Origin of the sequence: Edwardsiella piscicida (genome assembly GCF_021733145.1) — a bacterium.
Classification (GTDB): Bacteria; Pseudomonadota; Gammaproteobacteria; order Enterobacterales; family Enterobacteriaceae; genus Edwardsiella; species Edwardsiella piscicida.
In genome coordinates, this window is record NZ_CP090968.1 from 2,181,766 (window position 1) to 2,207,056 (window position 25,291).

The 25,291-nt window shown below is 62.6% G+C and carries 22 protein-coding genes and 1 pseudogene; 11 read left to right on the forward strand and 12 right to left on the reverse strand.

Translation table 11 applies throughout. From position 1 onward, the window contains the following. Positions 1-197: 197 nt before the first annotated feature. Positions 198-3,659 carry a transcription-repair coupling factor gene (gene mfd, locus L1P05_RS09905; protein WP_034167956.1) on the forward strand — a complete coding sequence of 1,154 codons (3,462 nt, stop codon included), beginning with the start codon at positions 198-200 and terminating at the stop codon, positions 3,657-3,659. A gap of 78 nt (positions 3,660-3,737) precedes the next feature. Here the strand turns inward: mfd and L1P05_RS09910 are convergent, their stop codons facing one another. The 3 genes from L1P05_RS09910 to L1P05_RS09920 all read right to left on the reverse strand — a co-directional run bounded on the left by L1P05_RS09910 (position 3,738) and on the right by L1P05_RS09920 (position 6,751). Beyond that, entirely contained in the window at positions 3,738-4,268 is a 531-nt protein-coding gene (locus tag L1P05_RS09910; RefSeq protein ID WP_012848903.1) for a glycine zipper 2TM domain-containing protein, read from the reverse strand. A gap of 155 nt (positions 4,269-4,423) precedes the next feature. Continuing rightward, the gene (locus tag L1P05_RS09915) at positions 4,424-5,332 is read right to left on the reverse strand and encodes a DMT family transporter (protein WP_012848904.1); all 909 of its coding nucleotides are present in this window, start codon (positions 5,330-5,332) and stop codon (positions 4,424-4,426) included. A 114-nt stretch (positions 5,333-5,446) separates the two neighbouring features. Then, positions 5,447-6,751 carry an NAD(P)/FAD-dependent oxidoreductase gene (locus L1P05_RS09920; RefSeq protein WP_012848905.1) on the reverse strand — a complete coding sequence of 435 codons (1,305 nt, stop codon included), beginning with the start codon at positions 6,749-6,751 and terminating at the stop codon, positions 5,447-5,449. A gap of 390 nt (positions 6,752-7,141) precedes the next feature. Between L1P05_RS09920 and L1P05_RS09925 the strand changes: the two genes are divergently transcribed. The 7 genes from L1P05_RS09925 to pdxR all read left to right on the forward strand — a co-directional run bounded on the left by L1P05_RS09925 (position 7,142) and on the right by pdxR (position 12,687). Continuing rightward, entirely contained in the window at positions 7,142-7,900 is a 759-nt protein-coding gene (locus L1P05_RS09925) for a DeoR/GlpR family DNA-binding transcription regulator (protein ID WP_012848906.1), read from the forward strand. A gap of 90 nt (positions 7,901-7,990) precedes the next feature. Next, positions 7,991-8,239, forward strand: coding sequence for a DNA damage-inducible protein I (dinI, locus tag L1P05_RS09930; protein WP_012848907.1), 249 nt, complete (start codon positions 7,991-7,993; stop codon positions 8,237-8,239). Between the two features lie 129 nt (positions 8,240-8,368). Next, positions 8,369-8,623, forward strand: a complete 255-nt coding sequence (gene bssS, locus L1P05_RS09935; protein WP_012848908.1) for a biofilm formation regulator BssS — start codon at positions 8,369-8,371, stop codon at positions 8,621-8,623. Positions 8,624-8,845: 222 nt separating this feature from the next. Continuing rightward, positions 8,846-9,973, forward strand: coding sequence for an N-methyl-L-tryptophan oxidase (gene solA / locus L1P05_RS09940; RefSeq protein ID WP_012848909.1), 1,128 nt, complete (start codon positions 8,846-8,848; stop codon positions 9,971-9,973). A gap of 303 nt (positions 9,974-10,276) precedes the next feature. Next, positions 10,277-10,876 (forward strand): LuxR C-terminal-related transcriptional regulator, encoded by a 600-nt coding sequence (locus L1P05_RS09945; protein ID WP_012848910.1) that lies wholly within the window; start codon positions 10,277-10,279, stop codon positions 10,874-10,876. A gap of 104 nt (positions 10,877-10,980) precedes the next feature. Beyond that, entirely contained in the window at positions 10,981-11,097 is a 117-nt protein-coding gene (locus L1P05_RS09950; RefSeq protein ID WP_012848911.1) for a YceO family protein, read from the forward strand. Between the two features lie 132 nt (positions 11,098-11,229). Then, complete coding sequence (pdxR, locus tag L1P05_RS09955; protein ID WP_012848912.1) at positions 11,230-12,687, forward strand: MocR-like pyridoxine biosynthesis transcription factor PdxR; 1,458 nt, start codon at positions 11,230-11,232, stop codon at positions 12,685-12,687. Between the two features lie 8 nt (positions 12,688-12,695). On the opposite strand, the gene L1P05_RS09960 is transcribed toward pdxR, so the two are convergent. Continuing rightward, positions 12,696-13,223, reverse strand: a complete 528-nt coding sequence (locus L1P05_RS09960) for a hypothetical protein (RefSeq protein ID WP_012848913.1) — start codon at positions 13,221-13,223, stop codon at positions 12,696-12,698. A gap of 425 nt (positions 13,224-13,648) precedes the next feature. On the opposite strand from L1P05_RS09960, the gene L1P05_RS09965 reads away from it, so the two are divergent. Further along, positions 13,649-14,311, forward strand: coding sequence for a DedA family protein (locus L1P05_RS09965; RefSeq protein ID WP_012848914.1), 663 nt, complete (start codon positions 13,649-13,651; stop codon positions 14,309-14,311). A gap of 173 nt (positions 14,312-14,484) precedes the next feature. Beyond that, positions 14,485-14,703 (forward strand): osmotically-inducible lipoprotein OsmB, encoded by a 219-nt coding sequence (gene osmB, locus L1P05_RS09970; RefSeq protein WP_012848915.1) that lies wholly within the window; start codon positions 14,485-14,487, stop codon positions 14,701-14,703. A gap of 63 nt (positions 14,704-14,766) precedes the next feature. On the opposite strand, the gene yciH is transcribed toward osmB, so the two are convergent. The 5 genes from yciH to L1P05_RS09995 all read right to left on the reverse strand — a co-directional run bounded on the left by yciH (position 14,767) and on the right by L1P05_RS09995 (position 18,329). Continuing rightward, on the reverse strand, positions 14,767-15,093 hold the full coding sequence (gene yciH / locus L1P05_RS09975) for a stress response translation initiation inhibitor YciH (protein WP_012848916.1): 327 nt from the start codon (positions 15,091-15,093) through the stop codon (positions 14,767-14,769). Positions 15,094-15,115: 22 nt separating this feature from the next. Then, the gene (gene pyrF, locus L1P05_RS09980) at positions 15,116-15,838 is read right to left on the reverse strand and encodes an orotidine-5'-phosphate decarboxylase (RefSeq protein ID WP_012848917.1); all 723 of its coding nucleotides are present in this window, start codon (positions 15,836-15,838) and stop codon (positions 15,116-15,118) included. A 113-nt stretch (positions 15,839-15,951) separates the two neighbouring features. Then, the gene (lapB, locus tag L1P05_RS09985) at positions 15,952-17,121 is read right to left on the reverse strand and encodes a lipopolysaccharide assembly protein LapB (RefSeq protein WP_012848918.1); all 1,170 of its coding nucleotides are present in this window, start codon (positions 17,119-17,121) and stop codon (positions 15,952-15,954) included. 5 nt (positions 17,122-17,126) lie between these two features. Next, positions 17,127-17,435: a LapA family protein gene (locus tag L1P05_RS09990; protein ID WP_012848919.1), complete on the reverse strand. Its 309-nt coding sequence runs from the start codon at positions 17,433-17,435 to the stop codon at positions 17,127-17,129. Between the two features lie 171 nt (positions 17,436-17,606). Beyond that, complete coding sequence (locus L1P05_RS09995) at positions 17,607-18,329, reverse strand: phosphatase PAP2 family protein (RefSeq protein WP_012848920.1); 723 nt, start codon at positions 18,327-18,329, stop codon at positions 17,607-17,609. A 291-nt stretch (positions 18,330-18,620) separates the two neighbouring features. Between L1P05_RS09995 and ribA the strand changes: the two genes are divergently transcribed. Then, positions 18,621-19,211 carry a GTP cyclohydrolase II gene (gene ribA, locus L1P05_RS10000; protein WP_012848921.1) on the forward strand — a complete coding sequence of 197 codons (591 nt, stop codon included), beginning with the start codon at positions 18,621-18,623 and terminating at the stop codon, positions 19,209-19,211. Positions 19,212-19,291: 80 nt separating this feature from the next. Here the strand turns inward: ribA and L1P05_RS10005 are convergent, their stop codons facing one another. The 3 genes and pseudogenes from L1P05_RS10005 to L1P05_RS10015 form a co-directional block, all read right to left on the reverse strand. Further along, the gene (locus L1P05_RS10005) at positions 19,292-19,471 is read right to left on the reverse strand and encodes a hypothetical protein (RefSeq protein ID WP_012848922.1); all 180 of its coding nucleotides are present in this window, start codon (positions 19,469-19,471) and stop codon (positions 19,292-19,294) included. Continuing rightward, positions 19,468-20,520: an autotransporter outer membrane beta-barrel domain-containing protein gene (locus L1P05_RS10010; protein ID WP_071818523.1), complete on the reverse strand. Its 1,053-nt coding sequence runs from the start codon at positions 20,518-20,520 to the stop codon at positions 19,468-19,470. Before L1P05_RS10010 ends, L1P05_RS10005 begins: the two co-directional genes overlap by 4 nt. Before the next feature lie 2,032 nt (positions 20,521-22,552). Further along, a pseudogene (locus L1P05_RS10015) lies at positions 22,553-24,622 on the reverse strand (S6 family peptidase); the annotation flags it as partial. Between the last annotated feature and the right edge of the window lie 669 nt (positions 24,623-25,291).

Sequence of the window (25,291 nt, forward strand, 5' to 3'; positions counted from 1 at the left end):
CAAAGTGATTGGCAAGTATATGTCTGTGAACAGGTTATCACAATGGTCATCTCCGCGCCCGCCGCGCAGAGACGCACGCAGCGCACGCGTGAAACCCACGCTTGTCTCCCTGCGGGTTTATAGTGATATTATCTACGCTGACATCCGTTGAGTTCCCCGCACCGGGAGACGACGTACACGAGATCCTCAAACGCCCTATGTCTGAACAATACCGTCTTACCCTGCCAGAACGTTACCCGCTGCCCGCGCGCGCGGGCGACGTCCGCCAACTGGGCCAGCTGAGCGGCTCCGCCTGCGCGCTGGAGTGCGCCGAAATCGCTGAGCGGCACGCCGGCCCCGTGATGCTGGTGGTGCCCGACATGCAGACCGCCCTGCGCCTGCGCGACGAAATTCCCCAGTTCAGCCGCCAGTGGGTCACGACCCTGGCCGACTGGGAGACGCTGCCCTACGATAGCTTCTCGCCGCACCAGGATATCATCTCCGCCCGCCTCTCCTGCCTCTACCATCTGCCGGGGATGGAGCGCGGGATCATCATACTGCCGATCAATACGCTGATGCAGCGCGTCTGCCCGCACAGCTTCCTGCACGGACACGCGCTGGTGATGAAAAAGGGGCAGCGCCTGTCGCGCGATGTCCTGCGCACCCAGCTGGAGCAGGCGGGCTACCGCAGCGTGGATCAGGTGATGGAGCACGGGGAGTTCGCGACCCGCGGCGCCCTGCTCGACCTGTTCCCGATGGGCAGCGACGAACCCTATCGCATCGACTTTTTCGACGATGAGATCGACAGCCTGCGCCTGTTCGACGTCGACAGTCAGCGCACCCTGAACGAGGTCGAGCGCATCGATCTGCTGCCGGCCCACGAGTTTCCCACCGATCAGACGGCCATCGAACTGTTCCGCAGCCAGTGGCGCGAACACTTTGAGGTGCGCCGTGACGCCGAGCACATCTACCAGCAGGTCAGTAAAAGGATCTGGCCCGCCGGGATCGAATACTGGCAGCCGCTGTTCTTTAACCAGCCGCTGCCGACGCTGTTCAGCTACCTGCCGGCGGGTACGCTGCTGCTGGGGCTGGGCGATCTGCACCAGGCCGCCGAACGCTTCTGGCAGGACATTGAACAGCGCCGGGCCAGCCGCGGCATCGACCCGATGCGTCCGCTGCTGCCGCCGGAAAGCCTGTGGATGCGCGTGGATGAACTGTTCGCCGCCCTCAAGCAGTGGCCGCGTATTCAGCTGACCCGCGACGCGCTCGACGACCACGCCGGTCACACCAACCTGCACTACCAGCCGCTGCCGACCCTGGCGGTAGAGGCGCAGAGCAAGAAGCCCCTGGCTAATCTGCAGCGCTTCCTGGCGGAGTTTAGCGGCAGCGTGGTGTTCAGCGCAGAAAGCGAAGGCCGCCGCGAAACCCTGCTGGAGCTGCTGGCGCGCATTCAGGTGGCGCCGCGGCTGATCGCCCGGCTTGAGGAGGCCGAGCCCGGCGGTCGCTACATCATGGTCGGCGCCAGCGAGCACGGTTTTATCAACGTACCGCTGGCGCTGGCGCTGATCTGCGAAAGCGATCTGCTCGGCGAGCGCGTTAGCCGCCGTCGCCAGGATAGCCGCCGCACCATCAACACCGATACGCTGATCCGCAACCTGGCGGAGCTGACGCCCGGTCAACCGGTCGTACACCTGGAGCACGGCGTGGGCCGCTACGGCGGGATGACCACCCTGGAGGCGGGCGGGATCAAGGGCGAATACCTGATCCTCAGCTACGCCGGCGACGCCAAGCTGTACGTTCCGGTCTCCTCGCTGCACCTGCTCAGCCGCTACGCCGGCGGTGCCGATGACAGCGCGCCGCTGCACCGCCTGGGCGGCGATGCCTGGACCCGCGCCCGGCAAAAGGCCGCGGAAAAAGTGCGCGACGTGGCGGCCGAGCTGCTGGATATCTATGCGATGCGCGCCGCCAAGGCGGGGTTTGCCTTCCGTCACGACCGCGAGGCCTACCAGCTGTTCTGTCAAGGTTTCCCGTTTGAAACCACCGCGGATCAGGAGATCGCCATCAACGCGGTGCTCAGCGACATGTGCCAGCCGCTGGCCATGGATCGCCTGGTGTGCGGCGACGTCGGCTTCGGGAAAACCGAAGTGGCCATGCGCGCCGCCTTCCTGGCGGTGCACAGCGGCAAGCAGGTGGCGGTGCTGGTGCCGACCACCCTGCTGGCCCAGCAGCACTACGATAACTTCCGCGACCGCTTCGCCAACTGGCCGGTGCGCATTGAGCTGATCTCCCGTTTCCGCAGCGCCAAAGAGCAGGCGCAGGTGCTGGCGGACACCGCCGACGGCAAGGTCGATATTCTGATCGGCACCCACAAGCTGCTGCAGAACGACGTACAGTGGAGCGATCTGGGGCTGCTGATCGTCGACGAAGAGCACCGCTTCGGCGTACGCCAGAAGGAGCGCATCAAGGCGATGCGCGCCGATGTGGATATTCTGACGCTCACGGCGACGCCGATCCCGCGCACCCTGAACATGGCCATGAGCGGCATGCGCGATCTCTCCATCATCGCCACCCCGCCGGCGCGGCGCATGGCGGTAAAGACCTTTGTCCGCGAATATGACAGCCTGGTGGTGCGCGAGGCCATTCTGCGTGAAACCCTGCGCGGCGGTCAGGTGTACTACCTGTACAACGACGTCGACACCATCCAGAAAGCCGCCGATCGCCTGGCGACCCTGGTGCCGGAGGCGCGCATCGCCATCGGCCACGGGCAGATGCGCGAGCGCGAGCTGGAGCGGGTGATGAATGATTTTCACCACCAGCGCTTTAACGTATTGGTCTGCACCACCATAATCGAAACCGGTATCGATATTCCCAGCGCCAACACCATCATCATTGAGCGAGCGGACCACTTTGGCCTGGCGCAGCTGCACCAGCTGCGCGGGCGCGTCGGGCGCTCGTATCATCAGGCCTATGCCTACCTGCTCACCCCGCCGCCCAAGGCGATGACCGTCGATGCGCAGAAGCGGCTGGAGGCGATTGCCTCGCTGGAGGATCTCGGCGCCGGCTTTGCCCTGGCGACGCACGATCTGGAGATCCGCGGCGCCGGCGAGCTGCTGGGGGACGATCAGAGCGGTCAGATGGCCAGCGTAGGCTTCTCGCTGTATATGGAGCTGCTGGAAAGCGCGGTCACGGCGCTGAAAGAGGGGCGCGAACCCTCCCTGGAGGATCTCACCAGCCAGCAGACCGAGGTGGAGCTGCGTATGCCTACCCTGCTGCCGGAGGAGATGATCCCCGACGTCGGCACCCGTCTCTCTTTCTACAAGCGTATCGCCAGCGCCAGCGATGGGGATACCCTCGCCGACCTGCGCGCGGAGCTGATCGATCGCTTCGGGGCGCTGCCCGATGCGGCGCGTAACCTGCTGCAGTGCGCCGCACTGCGCCAGCAGGCCGCGGCGCTGGGGATCCGCCGGATTGAGGGGCACGATAAGGGGGGATTCATCGAGTTCAGCGAAAAGAACCACGTCGATCCGCTGTATCTGATCGGCCTGCTGCAGCAGCAGCCGGGCGTCTTCCGACTGGATGGCCCCAGTAAGCTGAAGTTCATCTGCGATCTCAGCGAGCGTCAGGCGCGCCTCGCCTTCGTCGAGCGTCTGCTGGCCGACTTCGCCGAACATCGCATCTAGCGGCGGCGCACCCGCTCAGAAGAGCGGCGTCGGCCTCTGGCCGCGCCGCGTCTCTTCGCCTCAGGCCCGGCGATCGCCCTACCCGATGATCAGCTGGCCATTGCCGTCCAGCGGGATCTGCTGGCCGGGATCGCTCTCCATGCGCACCCGACCGCGCCGATCGCCGATGCGGTAGGTCACATCGTAGCCCAGCAGACGACGGGATTTATCATACTCCGTGGTGCAGCGCTGCTCACGGGTGGTGTAGGTGTCATTCTGCTGCATCGTCCCCTGGATCTGATGACCGGCATAGCCGCCGCCCAGCGCGCCCAGCACGGTCGCCACATCGCGTCCTCGACCGTTGCCGACCTGGTGACCCAGCACCCCGCCGGCCACGGCCCCCAGCAGCGAGCCCGCCAGCCGGTTTTCGTCCTGCACCGCCCGGCGGTGGGTCACCGCCACGTCGCGGCACACCCTGCGCGGCGTCTTGATGGTGTCATGGATCGGCACCGCCGACAGCACCTGTGCATACTGCGGCGGCGCATCAAACACCTTCAGCCCGGCCACGGCGGCCACGCTCAGCGCCGCCGCCACCCCAATACCGATACCGCCCAGCATGGATTTATTCATCCCGATCTTCTCCCTTAGCGGTCCGCCGTGCGCAGAAGTGGGCACGGGCGCGACCGGTGATTTCGCAATAATCGCCGCCAGTGTGCGCAGCCTACGCCCGGGCAACAATCGGAATAAGGGAGAAAATCACCGCGCGGCCGCGGCATGGTGCAGATTCAGGATAATTCTGACGTCGGGCGGTGGCGGCCGCGGCGGCGCGGCTTCAGCTCGCTGATCAGCACCCCCACCACGATCAGCGCCGCGCCCAGCAGCGCCACCCCCGGCAGACGCTCACCGGCGATACGCCCCACCACCCCGGCCCACACCGGCTCGCCGGCGTAGATCACCGTGGCGCGGGTCGGCGAAACGCTGCGCTGCGCCCAGTTCATGGTCACCTGAATGATCCCGCTGGCCAGACCCAGTCCCAGCGCGCTGAGCAGCAGGTAGCCTGAATAGGGCGGCACCGATTCGCCGTTTGGCGCCATCAGCGCAAAGCCGAGCAGCGAGGCCGTCGCCAGCTGGATCACCGTGACCCGCCGCACGTCCACCCGTCCGGCGCAGCCGCTGATCAGGATGATCTCCGCCGCAATGGCCAAGGTGCTGAATAGCGTCGCCGTCTCTCCGGTCCCCAGCGTCAGCGTGCCATCCTGCGGCCCGGCCAGCAGCAGTAGCCCGACAAACGCCAGCCCGATGCCCAGCCACGCCATCAGACGCGGGCGACGCCCCAGAAACAGCCACTGCAGCAGCGGCACCAGCGGCACATACAGCGCGGTCATAAAGGCGGACTTGCTACTGCTGATGGTCTGTAGCCCATAGGTTTGCAGGCCATAGCCGGCGGCGATCGCCGCCCCGATGCAAAGCCCCCACAGCAGCTCCCGGCGGGTAAAACCGCGCAGATGACGCCAGGAGATCGCCCCCAGCACCAGCGTGGCGGCGGCAAAGCGCAGGCCGACAAAGAAAAACGGGCCGCTCACCGTCATGGCGCGGTGCACGATCAGAAAGGTGCCGCCCCACAGCATGGTGATGAAGATCAGGATCAGCTCCTGCGGCGTCAGGGAAAAGCGGACGGCGGATAGACGAGGCATTATGGACAACCACTGCGATATTAATGAGCTATCCAGTGTGCGCGCCGCGCTGGGCAGGGTCAAGGGAGGGAAAGCGACGGGCGCCGCGGCGGCGTCCGTCGTCTCGCGATGCGATCAGTGCAGCTTCAGGTGCGGGCGGATCACCCGGTTGATGCTATCGACCAGCATCATCAGACCGGTCTTCATATATCCGTGCAGCGCAATCTGGTGCATGCGGTACAGCGAGACATACATGATGCGCGCGATACGCCCTTCGATCATCATCGAGCCCCGCGTCAGATTCCCCATCAGGCTGCCCACGGTGCTGAACTCCGACAGGGAGACCAGCGACCCGCGATCGTGATAGAGATAATCCTTCAGCGGCGCCGCCTTCAGCAGCGCCAGGATATTGGCGGCGCACAGCGTCGCCATCTGGTGGGCCGCCTGGCCGCGCGGCGGCACATTGCGCCCGTCCGGCTGTGCGCAGGCCGCGCAGTCGCCGATGGCGAAGATATGGCTATCCAGGGTAGTCTGCAGCGTCGGCTTCACCACCAGCTGATTGATTCGGTTGGTCTCCAGGCCGCCGATATCGCGCAGGAAGTCCGGCGCCTTGATCCCGGCCGCCCACACCATCAGATCGGCCGGGATAAACTCGCCCGCTTTGGTCTGCAGGCCGTTGGCCTCGGCGCGAGTCACCATGGTGTTGGTCAAGACACGCACCCCAAGATTGGTCAGCTCTTGGTGGGCCGCGGCGGAGATACGCGGCGGCAGCGCCGGCAGAATGCGTTCGCCCGCCTCCACCAGCGTCACGTTTAGCGCGGCGCTGCTCAGATTCTCATAGCCGTAGCTCTGCAGCTGTTTCACCGCGTTGTGCAGCTCGGCGGACAGTTCGACGCCGGTCGCCCCGCCGCCGACGATGGCAATATTCACCTGCTCGTCCGTTTTTCCCGCCGCAGAGTACTTCAGGAACAGATTAAGCATTTCGTTATGGAAGCGGTGCGCCTGCTGCGGGCTGTCCAGGAAGATGCAGTTCTGACTCACGCCCGGCGTGCCGAAATCGTTTGAGGTGCTGCCCAGGGCCATCACCAGAATGTCATAGTCCAGCTGACGCTCGGCAACCAGCAGCGTATCCTGCTCATCGCGGATCTCCGCCAGCGTGACCCGGCGGGACTGACGATCGAGCGCCGTCATGCTGCCCAGCTGAAAGGTGAAGTGGTGGTTACGCGCATGGGCCAGATAGCTCAGCGCATCGACGCCGTCATCCAGCGATCCCGTCGCCACTTCATGCAGCAGCGGCTTCCACAGGTGGCTGTGGTTGCGATCGATAAGCACGATCTCCGCCTTACCCTTGCGCCCCAGCGAATGCCCCAGGCTGGTTGCCAGTTCGAGTCCGCCGGCACCACCGCCAACAATCACGATTTTTTTCTTTGCTGCGCTCAAAGCTTTCTCCCTTGGTAAAAAATGCAAACCATTCGTTAACCAAAGATGACTTCCGCATGACCCAGAGTGGCGGCTTGGCTGACGAAGGTTACTGTCGTTCGTTCACGGTGGCCACGATACCACAAAGGGTAATTTGGTCATACCAAAATTGATTCAAATCAAATAAAGCAGAGATTGTTCGCCTGTTTTTTGTGCGCCAGAGCTGATTTTTTGACCTTGGGCAGCATAAGCGCAACAGACGCCTTACACTCCGCACCCCCTCGCCACCGCGCGCCTCTGCGGCGCGAACGCCCCGCGGCGTATTCATCCCGCCGGGCTGCGGTGTTATCATGGCGAAAAACGACGGCATGGAAACACACCGGCATCCGCCGTCTGCCCGCACAGGACACTATGAACGCCAGACAACAACGCATTCTGCAATTGGTCAACGATCAGCGTCGCATCAGCGTCGCCGACCTGGCCCGCACCTGCCAGGTTTCCGAGGTCACCATCCGTCAGGATCTGACGCAGCTGGAAAAACGCAGCTACCTCAAGCGGGTGCACGGCTTCGCCGTCGCCCTAGAGAGCGAGGACGTCGATGCTCGCATGATGATTAACTTCACCCTGAAGCAGCAGCTGGCCGCCTACGCGGCGTCCCTGGTCAACGACGGGGAGACCATCTTCATCGAAAGCGGCAGCACCAACGCCCTGCTGGCCCGCTATCTGGCCGAGCGCAAGCAGGTCACCCTGGTCACCGTCAGCACCTATATCGCCCATCTGCTGAAAGAGACCGACTGCGACGTGATCCTGATGGGCGGTCTGCATCAGAAGCGCAGTGAAACCGTGGTCGGCCCGCTGACTCGCCAGTGCATCCAGCAGGTCTACTTCAGTAAGGCCTTCATCGGCATCGACGGCTTTCATCCCGAGGCCGGCTTTACCGGGCGCGACATGATGCGCGCCGAGGTGGTCAACGCCGTGCTGGCCAAGGGCGTGGAGAACATCATCCTGACCGACGCCTCCAAGTTCGGCCAGATCCACCCCAACCCGCTGCAGCCCATCGGCGCCATCAGCCGGGTGATCACCGACTACCGCTTAAGCGATGCGCAGCGCGGCTCGCTGGAGTCGCTGGGCATCGCGGTCGATAAAGTCTCTGAAAACGGCATCCGCTGATCCTGCGCAGAGAAAAATCCCGGGCGCCCCTTGCAACCCTAAGATAATAGCTGTATATATTTACAGTAAATTACTCATAGGGAGTTACCCATGCGCATCGAACTGACGTTGGACAAGCGCAACCCTCTGCCTCCGGGTGCGCTTGACGCCTTTCACCAGGAATTTTCCCGCCGAATCCAGCGCCACTACCCCGACTGCGCCGTGCAGGTGCGCCAGGCCGGCGCCAACGGCCTGAGCATACTGGGCGGCATCAAGAGCGATCGGGAAATCGTCGAAACCATCCTGCAGGAGACCTGGGAAAGCGCCGACGACTGGTTCTCTCCCGACGACCCCGAGTAGCGACGCCGCCCCGCGTGCAGAAAAAATAGGCCGGGCGGCCCAGAGATGCATATACTGAGAAAGCGCATGGTATGCGTTTATTGATCCTGGTGAGTAACTCATGTCAGTCACTACGCTTAAGGGGGTCTTATGAACGGCAAGGATGAAGTTATCCAGACGCATCCCGTTATTGGTTGGGATATCAGTACCGTAGACAGCTACGACGCTCTCATGATCCGCCTTCACTATCTTTCATCACAGAATCAGCCACCGGAAGATGCTCGGGTTGACCGTACCCTGTGGTTAACCACCGACGTTGCCCGGCAACTGATCACCATACTGGAAGCGGGCATTGCCAAAATTGAGTCCGGCGACTGCCTGCAGAGTGACTACATCAGGCACTAGGGACGGTGGGATTAGCACCGCGCCCCCGTCCGATCCCGCCCCGCCGCCCACGGCGGTGGCCGACACTCCACACCAACACCGCCGCGGCGGTGTTTCTTTTTCCCATCCCGCCGCGCGCGATAGCGGGGTGCCATGCAGCGCCCGCTATCCCGATATATACTTATCCATATCCCGCGGCGATGCGCGGGCCACGGGGCTGGGCCCCACCTCTCGGAGGCGGATATGGATTATGATCTGGCTATCGTTGGCAGTGGCTCCGTCGGCGCGGCAGCGGGTTACTACGCGGCGCTGGCCGGTCTGCGCGTCGCGCTGTTTGACAGCCACAGCCCGCCGCACCGCCTGGGTGGCCACCACGGTGACACCCGGATTATCCGCCACGCCGGCGCCGGCGGAGATATCTATACGCCGCTGGCCCTGCGAGCCCAGCAGCTGTGGCAGGCGCTAGAGGAGATCAGCGCCCTGCCCCTGTTTCACCGCTGCGGCGTGCTCAGCCTGGCGCCGCGAGATACCGCCTTTCTCCGCGAGATCCACGCCAGCGCCCACGCCCACAGGATCGCCATCCACGCCCTGGATCGCGCCGCGCTGCGCGAACGCTGGCCGACGATTACCGCGCCGGAGCACTACGCCGCCCTGCTGGAGCCCAACGCCGGTTATCTGAAGTGCCATCTGGCTATCGCCACCCTGCTTGAAAAAGCCGTTGAGCTGGGTGCTCACCCCTATTTTGACTGTCCGCTGCACGCCGTGCTGGCCGAGCGCGATGGCGTGCGTCTGCTCGGCCCGCGCGGCGAATGGCGGGCGCGCCGCGTCGCCCTCTGCGCCGGCGCCGGGGTGCGCGCGCTGCTGCCTACGCTGCCGCTGCAAACCCGGTGTAAACCCTTTGCCTGGTATCAGGCCGACGCTCGCTTCAGCGAACAGCGCCATTTCCCGGCCCTGCATACGATGATGCCCCAGGGCGCCCACTTCTACAGCTTTCCCGCCGTCGACGGCGCCCTGAAGGCCGGGCGCTACGATGGCGGCCTCATCCCCCCTTCGCCCAGCGCCCGCTGCCCCAGCGCGCGGGACGTCGGCGAAGATATCGAAATCCACGACTACCTGCGCGCCTTTCTGCCCCAGACCGGCGACTGCCTCTACGGTGATATTGCCAGCGTGGCCATGACGCCGGATGGCCACTTTATTATCGATACGCTGCCCACTGCCCCGGCCATCAGCATCGTCAGCGGACTGGGCGTCAACGGCTTTAAGTTCGCCACCGCGCTGGGAGAATTGGTGGTGCGCCTGGCGACAGACGCCGCGCCCGGCTACGATTTAACCCCTTTCCGCCTGAGCCGCTTTGCGCCGCGCACGGAATAGTCCTCTACCGATCGGGGACGCGCGACCGATCGGATTATTTTTGATAAAAACGAAAATAGTGACAATAATAAATTTATTCTTTATATGTTTTATTATTTACAGATAAAAATAATGCATTAGTTGACGCAATAATATATTTTCCATTGACAGCGCAGGTAATAAAACCCTAGGCTGTGCTCCTGTATTATCCGCCGTTTTCTCTCTGCGCCCCTCCGCATGCGTTTATTCCTGCCTGCACCCCGGCACAACGGTAATAGCGGCGATAACGGCAAACACGGACGATGCCAGCGTTAAGGATACCCCATGGAACTACTGGTGCTTGAACCCTGCCGCTATACCCGGCTGGGGATCAGTCTTTTTATTCAAAATGAAAAAAATATAAATGTTAATTATGTCTCAACCCTGGATGCGCTCATCGCCGGCGGAATGGAGAAAAACCCAGATATTATCTTTGCCAACCTGACGCCTTATTGTAAACACGATCCTCTCGACCTGCCGCTGCAGGCATTCTTTCGCTATCCGCAGCGGGCGACCTGCTTTATTTACACCCAGGCTCACTATCCCTATACGCAGCTGCCGCTCTACCTTCAGCGCAACATCTACCTCATCAATAAAAAAATGACGCCAACCCTGCTGCGCCTGCTTTGCTGTCACGCCCCGCGCCAGACGCCGCCGGCGCACCTGCTGGAGCAGCGCTACGGCGCCTGGCCGCTACTGACTACGCGTGAAATCATGGTGATGCACGACTGGATGCAGCAGACGCCCAACCACCGTATCGCACAGCGCCTGCGCCTCAGCCCGCGCACCGTCTATGCCTATAAGCGCCGTCTGGTCGAAAAGATCCGGGTCAAGAATCGCATCGAACTGTGCTATCTGTATAACCTGATCCGCCATATTTACTGACGTCGCGTCCGTCCGCGCGGCCTAACGCCGCGGTCTGCGCCCGGGTTGAGGGCGCGCGCCATTTTACCTATACTCAGGCTCCGTCTCCTGCGCCGTGAAAGCCCATGTTCAATCGCCTGATTCACCGCTTTATCGATAACGTCCGTCACCACCTGCTGTTCTATCTGGCCGTCTCACTGCTGCTGCTGGCCTTTGATCTCTACTACCTGTGGTTTGCCTGAGCGTCCAAGGTAAACGCCAACCGCTGACAGCGCCGTACAATTTATGTGGACAGCCGCGCATGCCGCGTGCACATCGCCATCCACTGTGATAATAGTGGATCCATTAGGTCATTGATCCCGTTTGGAACAGGCATGCTGTCGTTTACTTTGGACCGTAACAGCCCACTTTCGCTGCAAAAACAAATCTACCAACAGTTTCATACCGCCCTGCACGATGGCTCGCTGCAGTGCGGCGAACGCCTGCCCTCGATTCGCGAGCTGGGCAGCAAGCTGCAGGTCTCACGCAATACCATTACCGCCGTCTATGAGAAGCTGCTGCAGGAGGGGTTCATCGCCAGTCGCCCCGGCGTCGGCTATAACGTCGTGCTGGCCAGCCACATCGATCTGCCGGAGACCCCGGCGGCGCAGCAGGAGCTGGATCATCCGCCCAGCGTGCTGTGTACCCAGGCGCCGGAAACCTACGTCGACGTCAACAGCCCGCTGTTCTTCAGCCTGGGCAATCCCGATGAGTCGGCCTTTCCCTGGCAGCGCTGGCGCAGCTGGAACAACAAGGCCTCACGCAGCAAGCACCTGCTGATGACCCGCTATCATCCTCCGGCCGGACTGCTGTCGCTGCGCCAGGAGCTGGTTAAATACCTGGCCAGCGCCCGCGGCATCCACACCGATCCGCAGCACATCATCGTCACCAACGGCGTGCAGGAGGGGCTGGCGCTGCTGGCGCGCACCCTGCTGACGCCGCAGGAGCACATCGCCGTCGAATCGCCGTGCTACTCCGGCGCCTGGAACCTGTTCAACAGCTTCGCTCCCCATATTCACGCCATCCCGGTCGATGACGGCGGACTGCGCACCGATCTGCTGCCTGAGCAGCAGTGCGCGCTGGCCTATGTGACCCCGTCGCACCAATATCCGGTGGGCAGCACCCTGCCGCTGGCGCGCCGCCTGGCCCTGCTCGACTGGTCACGCCGCTCCAACGCCTACGTGATCGAAGATGACTACGACACCACGTTCCTCTACGGGACGCAGCCGCTGCCGGCGCTAAAGTCGCTGGAGGACGCTAACAACGTGATCTACCTGAGCAGCTTCTCCAAAACTCTGGGGCCGGGCATGCGGCTCGGCTTTATGGTCTGCCCGGATCGGCTGGTGGAGCCGATCCTTAATCTGAAGGCGCTGTGGAACCACGGCGCCAGCTGGCTATATCAACAGTTTCTGGCCGATTTTATGCAGGATCAGGGCTATCACCGCCACCTGCGCAAGCTGGAGCTGGAGTACGCTGCGCGGCAGAAGCTGCTGCGCGAAGGGCTAAGCGCCCTGTTTCCACGCGCGCGTCTGCTGGGCACCTCATCGGGACTGCACCTGACCCTGAAGACCGATCTCCCGGCGCAGCGGGTTAATCAGCTGCGCGAGCGCTGCCTGCGCGACGGCGTGCGCTTCGATACGCTGCAAAGCATGTGCAACGGCTCGGAATGCGCCTATATGGAGCACAACGGCGCGCCGCTGATGCTGTTTGGATTTAGCGCCCTGTCTGAAGTGAAGATCCGGCGGGCGCTGGAGATCATCGCCAACGCCGCCAAAGAGCTGGGGCTCGCCTAAACGCAGCGCTAGGCGTGGGGCGGCTCATCGGCCGGCAGCTGCAGGCGGAAGTCCTGCTGCAGAGCGCCGGGCGCGGCGCTGTTCAGCAGCTGCTGATAAATATCGCCGGCCACGGCGCAGCGCTGGCGATCCGGATCGCTGGCCATCGCCATTCCCAGCGCGTTACCCGCCATCTCGTTATACAGCAGATCCGTCAGGCGATTCTTCTCCCCCAGCGAGGTCACCGTGCGCAGCGCATCTACCGTGGCGCTATACAGCGGCGACAGGCTATTTTGCTGATTACAGCGCCGGTAGACCTCATGATAAAATGCCAGCTGCAGCGCCTGCGCATAGCGCAGGCTGGCGGCGGGAACCTTAATCTGCGCCTGCGCCGCACCGGACGGTGCCGCGGGTGCGGCGGACGGCGACGCCGCGGCGTGGGAGGCGATGACGGGCTGCGGCGCATCGATCGCCACGGAGGTATTGGGCTCCGCCGCCGCGCCGCCGACGTACAGTGCCATCAGGCCGACACCCAGCCATAGAACGGCTTTACTCATTATACTTTCCCCTAAAAACGGTCTGCTACTATCCTAATCCGTCAATAATACAATGAAAGCGCCAATCTGTTGTGGCGGCAACCATTCTGTATCAGTCTGTTTCCCTCGCAAACGCCGCCTCGCCCACGCGATGGCGCCCAAACGGCTTACGAAAACGTCTGCGGTTCATCCGATATTCCCCCCGTTTTTCAGCCCGTTGCCGACGATGTCACATTACCGCACGCTATTTCAGATTGATTTACAATTGTATGATTTTATTTATGGTAACATCGCAGCGCGTCCGTTTTTCGGCGGCCTTGTGCTATATTGGGTAGGTAATTACGCTGTCTATCAGACTGGCGCAGCGTCTGTTACGCTCTCTGGGTCAGGGGCATCCGATCCAATGTTTCCCCAGGCGCCTGTCCGCAGTTAATTAAGGTAAGGTAATGGAAGTCATTAAAGAGATCCTGCATGCACTGTGGGCACAAGATTTCGCCGTGCTGAGCGATCCGCATATCGTCTGGGTCATTTACGCCATTCTGTTCACCACGCTGGTGCTGGAGAATGGCCTGCTGCCCGCCGCCTTTCTGCCCGGCGACAGCCTGCTGTTGCTCTCTGGAGCCCTGATCGCCCGCTCCGTACTGCCCTTTTTCCCCACCCTGTGCCTGCTGGTCGTGGCCTCCAGCCTGGGCTGCTGGCTCAGCTATCTGCAGGGGCGCTGGCTGGGGGATACCCGCCTGGTTCAGGGATGGCTGCTGCGGCTACCGCCCCAGTACCACCAGCGCGCCTACAATCTGTTTCATCGCCACGGCCTGATGGCACTGCTGATCGGCCGCTTTTTGGCCTTTGTCCGCACCATTCTGCCGGTGCTGGCCGGGCTATCCGGGCTGCATAACGCCCGCTTTCAGCTCTTCAACTGGCTCAGCGCCCTGCTGTGGGTCGGCGTGGTCATGGGACTGGGGCTGGCCATCAGCAACATTCCCTTCGTTAAACAGCACCAGGATCAGGTGATGTCCATCCTGCTCATCCTGCCGGTGGTTCTGCTGGTCAGCGGACTGCTGGGCACCCTGATGCTGCTGCTGCGCCGACGCCGTCAGCCGCACGGCTGATCGCGGCGAGCACCACCGTCGCAGCGTCGTCCAGCGTAGGGCGACGCTGCAAATCAGACTATTTACCTGTTCGCCCTTTCTCCTGCGCCTATACTGCTCTCACCGTCATCCCCCTGTTCCGTCAGCGCATAGACTATACTCAACACGTGTCGGAACGCAGTAAGGAGCCCAATATGAATCGTACCTTAACACGCGTCGCTACAGTTGCTCTTGCGCTGACGCTTGCCGCCTCGCTCAGCGCCTGTTCCAACATGTCCAAACGCGATCGCAATACCGCCATCGGCGCGGGCGCCGGTGCCCTGGGCGGCGCAATCCTGACCGACGGCAGCGCGCTCGGCACCGTGGGCGGCGCCGCCATCGGCGGTCTTATCGGCCACCAGGTGGGCAAGTAATCCCCCCTCTCACCGATAAAAAAGCCGGCTTACGCCGGCTTTCTTGTCAGAATGCGCGCACGATCAGCCCCCGGACAGCTTGACTCGCATCCCTTTCGCTTCCAGCAGTTGCTTAATCACATCGCGTTTATCTCCCTGGATCTCGATAACGCCATCGCGCGCGCTGCCGCCGCAGCCGCAGCGCTTCTTCAGCTCGGCCGCCAGCGCCAGCGTCGCCGCGTCGTCCAGATCCAGGCCGGTGATCACGCATACCCCTTTGCCTTTACGTCCGCTGGTCTGACGCTGAATACGCACCGTGCCGTCACCCTTTGGCCGCGGCGCCGCGGCCGCCGTTTCACTAATACGCCCCGCGTCGGTGGTGTAGACCAGGCGACTGTTACTCTCTTGCATTTTTACCTGCTCCCGTCTCGATTTAGGCCAGCGTCGCCAGAATGGCGCGCAGCGCCTCGGCCGGCTGCGCCGCTTGGGTGATCGGACGTCCGATCACCATATAGTCGACCCCGGCGGCGACGGCCTGCTGCGGCGTCATAATCCGACGCTGATCGCCGGCCTCACTGCCCGCGGGCCGGATCCCCGGCGTCACCAGTTTGAATGCGGAGCCACAGGCGGCTTTGATGCGCACCGCCTCCTGGGCCGAGCAGACCACCCCATCCAGCCCGCACTGCTGCGTCAGACGCGCCAGGCGCTCGGCATAGTCGGCCGGCGCCTCGTCGATACCGATCGCCTGCAGATCGGCCTGCTCCATGCTGGTCAGCACCGTCACGGCGATCAGCAGCGGCGCCTCCTTGCCGTAGGGCCGCAGCGCCTCTCGGGCCGCGCTCATCATGCGTAGGCTGCCGCTGGCGTGCACGTTGACCATCCACACCCCCAGATCCGCCGCCGCCGCCACGGCGCGTGCGACGGTATTGGGGATATCGTGAAACTTAAGATCCAGAAAAACATCGAATCCGCGCTGCTGCAGAGTGCGAACCCACTCGGGGCCGAACAGGGTGAACATTTCCTTACCGACCTTCAGCCGACAGTCGCGCGGATCGAGCGCATCCACCAGCGCAAGGGCGGCGTTGCGATCGGCATAATCAAGGGCGACAACGATCGGAGAGTGGCTATGGGCACGCATCGGAGTAGATATTGACATGGTGGGTTCCTGAATCTGGCGTTAGCGGAGAAATACCTTTTTCAGGAGCGGCATTGTACACAGCACGCCCCGCTCTGCCTAGGGCGTACGTGCAGTGCGCCGTAAAATCGCGCCTATTGGCCGTCCAGGCCGCGGATCGGTTTGATGGTCGCCCAGGCCCGACAGGAGGGGCAGTGCCAGTACAGACTGTGCGGCGTAAACCCGCACTTCAGGCAGCGATAGCGCGGCTTGGTGCGGATCTGCTCGCCGACCATATCGCGCAGCAGCTGCAGACTTTCGCGGGCGCGTCCGTCCTCCGCTTCGGCCAGATGGTAGTCTATCAGGCGGTGGAATACGCGCATCGTCGGGTGGCGCTGCAGCTGACGGCTGACGTACACCTGCGCCGCCTCCAGCCCTTCCTGCGCCTCGATAACCTGTCCCAGCATCAGCTCTGCGCTGGCGCCGGCGTCCTCATCGACGCAGCGACGCAAAAAGTCATGCCAAGGCTCAGGCTGCCCCAGCGCCTGGTAGCACGTCTCCATCAGCGGCAGCACTTCGCTGACAAATGCCTTATCCTGCTCCAGCACCTGAGAAAAGGCGGCAACCGCTTTGGCCGGTTCGCCCAGCGCCTGGAACACCCGCCCGCGCATTATCGAGACGCGGGCGCAGCCCTTATCCGCCGCCGCGGCTTTCTTCAGCAGGCTCTGCGCCCTATCGAGATCGTCGCTGCCCATCGCCTGTAGCGCCAGCTCACAGTAAAAGTGCGCGATTTCGCCCCGCTGCTGATCTTTGCCCAACCGCACCAGCTTTTCGGCCGCGTCGATGGCCTTATGCCAGTCGCTGGTCGCCTGATGGATCAGCAGCAGCTGCTGCAGGGCGGATACCCTGAAATCCGCCTCATCCACCAGCTGGCTGAACATCTCCTCCGCCCGGTCATACAGCCCCGCCGCCATATAGTCACGCCCCAGCTGCTGTACGGCCAGCAGGCGCTGCTCAAAGGAGAGCGAGGCGCTTTCCATCAGGGATTGGTGAATGCGGATGGCGCGATCGACCTCGCCGCGGGAGCGGAACAGGTTGCCGAGCGTCAGGTGAGCCTCAACGGTGTTGCTATCTTCCTTGAGCATGTCCAAAAACAGCTCAACCGCTTTATCCTGCTGGTTAGACAGCAGAAAGTTCACCCCGGTCACGTACTCGCGCGACAGGCGGTTAGCCTCCTGCTGTTTATCCTGCTGTGCGCTCCTGCGCCCCATATACCAGCCGTAGGCAGCCGCTACCGGGAGAAGCAGAAACAGCAGCTCAAGCATAGCGGTTATTCCTTCGTAGCCGAAGCCGCGGCGCTGCTGCCCTGCGGCTCCGTCGGCGCCAACTGCTGCTCTAGGCGGCGAATTTTACGCTGCGCCCGCGCCAGACCCAGGCGTACGCGCAGATAGAACAGGCCGCAGATCACCCAGCCAAGGATAAAACCGGCGGCAAACAGCGTCGCCAGCAGCGTCGACAGGCGATACTCGCCCTTGGCCAACAGATAGTTGAAGGCCACGACCTGATCATTTTGCGCCCCAAGGGTGACAGACAGTACAAAAATGGCCAGGACGATCAGAAAAATCAGCAAATATTTCACATTTCTTCCTGTTGTTCAGGTTAAGCAAATGAATAATGCTTAAAAAATCGAAACCATCTCTAAATTAACATTTAGTCATGGGGCATGGAAACCCCGCCCGCCAGAAAGGCACCGGATTCTTATATCCGCGCTGTGCTCCGGTACATTTGCGCAGCGGTAAGCGACGCCATTTTACCCAATCTGCCCCCCGCTCAGCCCCCGGCGGTGAATATACCAGCCGAACGGCAGCGCCCATAGCCAGCCCAGCAGCACGGCGGCCAGCAGATCGCGCGGCCAATGCATCCCCAGCGCAAAACGGCTGTACATCACCGCCGCCGCCCATGCCAACAGCGGCACCATCACGGCGTAGCGCCGCCGCGGCAGTACGATCGCGGCCAGCGCCACCCAGGTTGCGACAAACAGCCCATGGCCAGAGGGAAAGGCAAACCCCGTTTCCCGCGCCCAGTGGTCGCCCAGCCACGCCGGCTGCGATGCGACGTGGCGCCGCACCCAATCGTGCCGCGCCGCCGCGCTGCGGGCGTAAAAATCGGCGGGCGCCACGCCCGCCGCCGCCGTCAGGCTCAGAACATAGGGACGCGGCGCCTGGATCCAGCGCTTGATCCCCGCATTGACGCCCTGCGCGCTGCCGACGCACAGCATCAGCAGCAGGAACAGTCGCAGCGCGGCCCGCCCGCGCAGCGCCAGCAGGCGAACCACCACCCCGCCGAGTAGCGCGGCGCTGAGTATCCCCCATGGCTGGCTGACGCTCTGCGTGATGACAAACCAGTATGGGCCGTCGCCCCCCAGCGAGGCCGGGGACCACCGCCAGCCGCTCACCTGCAGCGCCAGGGGGAGCACCAGCAGCACCAGCAGCACCAGCAGCGCCGGCGCGCTCTTTTTGACCATCATCATCATCCGTTCGTTCCTGAGCCGTTAACCTTTTCTCGCAGATCTCTATATCCAATAATACTTCTGCTATTCATGCAGCATTTTTATTCCGTTTTTTTCAAGCTGGGTAGCAATAAATGTGTTTTCCAAGCCGGGATCGCCGCCCGTTTTGTGGCAAAATAGCGTCAGGCTTTTAGGACAAAGTTAGGAAGGCGTCACGCACTCCGCGCGCATCACTGTGTCATCTACATCCACGGTGAGCACCGCAAAAGGTGACGCTGTCACGATGACAAAAATGATATGGTTGTGGAGACAAACATGCAGCTTAAACGAGTGGCAGAGGCAAAACTGCCGACGCCATGGGGCGATTTTTTAATGGTCGGCTTTGAAGAGATTGCCACCGGTCACGATCATCTGGCGCTGGTTTATGGGGACATCAGCGGCGAGACACCGGTGCTGGCGCGTGTTCACTCCGAATGCCTGACGGGCGATGCGCTGTTCAGCCTGCGCTGCGACTGTGGCTTTCAGCTCGAGGCCGCGCTGGAGCATATCGCCGAAGCGGGGCGCGGCATTCTGCTGTACCACCGCCAAGAGGGGCGTAACATTGGCCTGCTGAATAAAATCCGCGCCTATGCGCTGCAGGATCAGGGCGCCGATACCGTCGAGGCTAATCATCAGCTGGGCTTTGCCGCCGACGAGCGTGACTTTACCCTGTGTGCCGATATGTTCAAACTGCTGGGCGTCAGCCAGGTCCGGCTGCTGACCAATAACCCGAACAAAGTCGATATTCTTACCCAGGCGGGGATCAATATCGTCGAACGCGTTCCGCTGATCGTCGGCCGCAACCCGAAGAACGAACGCTACCTGGCGACCAAGGCCGCCAAAATGGGCCATCTGCTGAACGGCTGAGCGCGTTCGGGGCGCACCCGCCGCCCCTCAGTGCATTCATGCTCCGGCTTCGCGCCCGCCTCTCCCGCGGGCGCCTCCTTTTAGAAGCGATAGCGCAGGGTGGCCTGGACGCTATAGTCCAGGTTGTAATCCCCCAGGCTGCTGCGCTCCACCTCCAGTCCCAGCTGCAGCGCGTCGCCTATCCGACTCTCAGCCCCCAGGCTATAGCGCAGCCGAGCGTCGCGCTCGCCGCGGATCGTCCGCTCGCCCGCTGGCGTCACGCAGCAGCGTATCCCCCCCCCGAGATCAGCTCGCGCTGGTAATCCACCCCCGCGCGCAGCGTGGTCTGCCACTCCCCCAGCGTAAACTGCTTGCCCAGCGCAACGCCCGCCGTCGCCAGCAGCGGCGTAAAGCGCGGCTGAGCCAGCGACACCGCCATCCCCTGATCCCGCCAGTCGAAGCGGGTGGATGAGTACGTACCGTACACCATCTCCAGGTGCGGCTCGACAAAGGCGCTCTCGCTCAGCCCGTAGCGGTAGCCCACGTCGGCGCGCGCGTACCAGGCATGGTTGGTCGCCTTGCGCTCCCCCAGCCCCGCCAGGCTGACCTGGTACTCGGTGCTGTGGTGGACATATTTGCCGTTCAGATCGACAAACAGTCCGGAGGGGAACAGCGCGGTGGCGTACAGCCCGGCCCCCAGCGCACGGCTCTTGCTGCTAAAGGCATCGCCGCTGGCCCGGCCATCGGTAAAGGTAGCGGTGGCGCCGGCGAACAGATCGCCCGTTTCCCCCAGCCCATAGCGACGATCGGCCCCCACCTGCAGGTGCAGATAGCGGTCGCGGTAGTTTTCCGCCGCGCTGCCCGCCCCGTGCAGAACCCGAGCCCACACGCCGCTGTCCGTCGGATCGTTGCGCAGATCCAGCTGGCGTTTGTCCAGATACTGCACCTCGGCCATAAAGCTGCGGTAGTTCAGCGCGAGCAGGCTGGCGGCGTCCTCTTCACGCTCGCTATCCGGCGCCACATCAAAACCGATCAGTACCCAGTCCAGCTGACGGTCCGCCTCTCGGGTGATCAGCGCCGGCATCACCTCGCTAAAGCCCATATGCTGCCGGCGGGCGGTAAAGGTCTCCCGATCGCTGCCCGCCGGGGCGCTGATCAGGCTTAGGTTCAGCGGCGCCTCCGGCAGCGTCGGCTCCAGATAGTTCACCAGCACGGTATTGTGACCACCGCTCAGGCGCTCGTTGATCACCAGCCGATCGCTGGCCTCTGCGTCGGCGCGCAGCGCCAGCGCGACGCCGTCGGCGTGCAGGCGGTCCACGCTCAGGGTCATAAAGGCGCCGTCGGTCGCGGTGATCAGGGACGCCAAAGCGCAGCAGACTCGCACCGTCGACAGACAGATCGCCCTGCAGCGACGCCCCCGGCAGCACCGCCAGATGGGCGTCGTCGCCCTGCAGGAAGAGATCGCCCCGGTGCTGACTCGCCGGCCCAAAGTAGGCCTCACTGTCGCTCAGGCTCACCCTCCCCTGACTGCGACCTTCGCTGACGAGGCGCGCCCCCTGGCTAAGCGCAATATCGCCCCGCTGTGCGGCGCTGCGCCCCAGGGTCAGCAGGCTCGCCTCGGCGAGGATAGCGCTCTGATTACGCCCCGCCAGCGCCAGCGTCGCGCCATCGCTTAACGCGATATCGCCGCCCCGGTGCAGGCTCCCCGGCAGCAGATACAGCGCGCTCTCCGAGGCGCTCACCGCGCCATCGATACTCCCCGCCGAGATCAGCGATGACGCCGCCGTCAGGGTCACCTCTCCCTGCAGCTGCATCGCCTCGCGGCCATCCGCGCTGATGGCGATCGCCTCCGGCGCCGGGGCCGGCGCTTGAATGGTCAGCGTAGCGCCACGGTTCAGGGCCACCGCCCCCGTATGCTGCCCGCCCGCCTGCAGCGTCACACGGCTGGCATCGGCGCTCAGTGTCCCCTCGGTGCGGCCCCCCGCGTTAAGCTGCGCGCTGTCGCTCAGCGTAATATCGCCCTGATGTGCGCTCTGCGCTCCCAAATTCAGGACGCTACCGCCGGCGGCGGTCATCGTTCCCTTGCTCTGCCCCATTGAGTTCAGCGTCGAGGCGCCGCGCAGATCGATATCGCCATCGACCTGAGGCGGCCGTGCCGCGAGGGCGCGTACCGTCGTGCGGGGCGCGATGGCGTCCAGCGACATCTGCAGCGTCAGCGCCGCGTGTTCTGCCAGATTAATCGCCCCGCGGTGCTGCCCGGCGTCTGACAGCGTCACCTGACTGTTGTTCGCGTTGATGACGCCGCGGTTTTGCCCCTGAATATCGAGGCTGGCGCGATCGCTCAGCGCGATCGCGGCGGTGTGCTCACTGCCCGCGGCCAGCGTAATCTGGCTGGCCGCGGCCGTAATGACGCTGCTATCCTGGTTTTCCAGCGCCAGCGTCGAGCCATTTTTCAGCGCCAGCGTGCCCTGATCCTTCAGCTGGCCGCCGCGGCTAAGAACGATATGGCTATTGTCAGCCAGGATCGCATCGGCGCGGCTCTCCCCCTTCACGGTCAGGGTGGCGTTATCCGTCAGCTGGGTCGTCGCGCCAACATGAACGCTGCCGCTGTCCAGCAGCACCTGGCTATCGGACGCCGTGATCTCACCGGCCAGCAGCGCGCCACGATGGATCAAGTCCGCTCCGTTGGTCAGGGTGATATTCCCCGATTGACTGCCGCCGGCGCCCACGATCACGCGGCTGGCATCAGCCGAGATCGCGCCGCGGCTCGCCTCTGCCTGACTCCACAGGGTCGCGTCGTTGCTCAGCGTCATCGTCCCCTGATGCACCCCGCCGTGTCTCAGCACAATCACGCTATTGTCGGCGGCAATCGCATTGGTGGTGCTGCCGTCGCTGAGCAGCACAGCGTCATTGCGCAGCGCGATCTCCCCCTGATTATTTGCCTGTTCACCCAGGGTGATCTGGCTGTGATCCGCCGTCACCGCGCCGTGATTACGTCGCTGGATGTCAAGGGTGGATCCGTCGTGCAGATCGATGCGCCCCTGGTTCGCGCCGCCCTCCATCAGCGTGACCTGGCTGCCGTAGGCCGTCACGGCGCTGGCGTTCGCGTTTTGCACCTTCAGCGTCGACGCGTTGCGCAGCGTAATATCGCCGCCCTGTACGCTGTTCCGCGCCAGGGAAACTCGGCTGCCGTCGGCCGTGATGCTGCCCTGACTCGTGCCCCAGAGGGCCAGGCTGGCATCGGCGCTCAGCGCGATATTGCCCTGATGCTCGGCACTCGACAGCAGGCTGATGTCGCTGTTATCAGCGCTAATATCACCCTGCGTCAGCGCGCTAGAGTCCAGTTTCGAATCGTTAGTGAGGTGAATATTGCCGTGATAGCGACTGCGCGCCGGCGCGGGTGCAGGCGATTGCCCCCCCTTAATCTCCGTCGCTACGCCTTCGCCGTCTTTGTTATCCACAAACACCCGGCTGTCGTTGAATAGGATATGGCTGGCATTGGCCTGGATATCCCCGCGCAGGGTTGCATTACGCGCTAGGCTAAAGATGGACTGCGTCAACGTCAGCGTTTTCAACCTAAACAGACGATCTTCCCAGTCAGGCTGCGTCGTGGAGACCGGCGGGCTACCGGTAGAGTAATCGCGCGCGTGGATCACCGGATGCCCCTGAAACTGCAGATGCCCCCCGCTGGCGCTGACGTTGCCGTCAATATCGATGCCGCCGTCAACGATCAGCCGGGCATTCGACGGCGATATCTGAGCGACCAGATCCAGCTTGCCGCGGAACTGACCATGAACCAGGGCGGTACCGTTCAACGCGAGCGTGACCGTCGCCGCCTCGCTGGCGCTATTGGTTAATACTGCGCCGGCGTCGGCCATATTCAGCCGGTGAAAGGTCAGATCATGGCCATTAACGTCTAACTGCCCGCCGCGAAAGCCCCAGGTCACCGAGTCCGGATCGATCTGTCGCTCCGCCATCAATTTTACCGTTGGACGGCCGCTGGCGATATTCAGGGAGCTAAAGGCCCGCACCTTGCCTGCCGCATCGGGGCGCTGATCCAGCAGCGTCAGCCCGTCGCCCACCTTCAGTCCGCCCGGGTTCACCCCCACCCCGTTAACATGCAGCGTCCCCGTCCCCAAGCGATGTAAATTATCCCCGGCGACGCCGTTAAGCTGCCAATCGACCTGCTTATCCGGGTTGACGATCACCCCGGCGCCTTGCCAGGTCTGCCCGTTCTGCGCGCTGATCCTATAGTCGGCGTCAAAGGTCAGCACCCCGGCCCCCTGGTTAATATGACTCTTCAGCAGGATCTCACCGCGCGTACCTGGGCCATCCGTTTGAAAGACCAGGTTTTTACCGGCATTCAGATCATTCCCCGCCTGCCCATGCATGGTAAACTGAGCGCCGCTCTGCGACTGGGAAAGAGAACCACGGTTCGCCCCGCTATCGTAGGTCCACTGCAGCGCGCCCTGATCCGTCTTAAAGGTGACCGCCGGATCGCTGTCCTTCGCCATCTCCTCGCGGATGAAATCGGGCGGCAGCACTACCCACCAGTTGGTGGCACCGGAATCGCCATTGTAGGCCCGCAGCACCGCCACCAGCACCCAGCGCCCCTCCTGGGCATCATAGGCATACAGCGGCGAACCGCTGTCTCCCGGTGTTCCGTAGCTGGCCAGCGGCCCATTGACCGGATCAAAGATATTGCCCGGGTTGGTGACAATCGAGTGATCTGAAATCAACGGCACCCCGATGGTCCCCCCGGTCACATAGCTGTAGGCACCCTGCAGGTACCGTAATTCCCCGCTTCGCGTCTTCGTGTACTGAGTACCGCTCCCGACGCGGTAAAAGATCGGGAAACGGGTGGTGTTCTTATAGGTATCCCGACCGGTGCCCGCCGTCGTCATCGGGATGGGTGCCACTTCGGTAACGATTTTATTTAGCCGGGGAATATGGAAATCCCCCCCGCTATACACATTGCGGTCCACCAGAGAATAGTTATTGCTGCCATCGCTGCTGGCGCCGAACGAGACCGCAGAGTAGCCGCCGTTATGGGCGACGCTGACGATGTACTGCGGCGCCACCAGCGTCGCGATACCAGAGGAGGCGGAGGCGGAGCTGAAGTCAGGAAACGGCGCCTTATCAAGCACCCCGACCAGTTCGCCCACTTTATTATAAATTTTTATATTTTCAGCGCCGGGCTGAAACACCCCTTTATTTTCCGCAAAGTCGCGAAATACCGAATACGGGATCTCGTCGCTGACCACGCTGGCAATACCCGGCGACACACTCAGCCAGGCGCCCAAAAACAGCAGCAGCGTCCCCCCCAGACTGCGCTTTTGCCGCCCCGACTTTTTCGCGCCGCGACAAATCTCGGCCACCGCGATATAGCCACCGGAGATATTGCTGTATTTTAGTGAGAATATTTTGTTCATACCAAATCCTTATGATGAATGCGCCGTTGCCATTGATAAAAAAATGATTCAGAGACAATGGAATAAGCACGAAAAATATTACAGGGTATCCCCCCAGACGATCTGCCACCGACGGCGCGCTTTGCCACGCCCCCTCTTCGCGCAGACGGGCGCCGCGACACGCGCCAAGATGCCGTGCGCGATGCCCCGCGGCGCGCACTGAGAAATCCCCGTTGATTTATCTGTCTATAGAATACAGAGGGGCCGCGCGCCCTGTTCGATGTCCCCCTCTCGGCATGGTGTGGAAATAGGCGCGGCGCCGGCGTTGACGGAGCCGATTTATTCGTGCGGACCGATATACCTGTCCATATATAACAAATAAAAATTACTTAATCCCTTTTGACATCTATTTAACTCGTCCCCTATAACAAAAAGCAGCCGAGCGGAATTAGGCCGACGCGAGAGCGCACCGAAAGGGAAAAATCCAGTCAAAGAGTAACACCGAGATGATTTAGTAATATTAAAATAAGAGTTAATGCCGCAAGAATTAAAAATTGAATTGCATTCAGTTAAATTTATCAACTGAATCTATTTACTAATGCGCGCAGGTGAGAACGAAAAGAGCGCGCAGCGGCAGAGGGGGGAGCGCAGCCTGATTGCGGTGCGGCGGGCAAAATGGCGGTGCGGCGG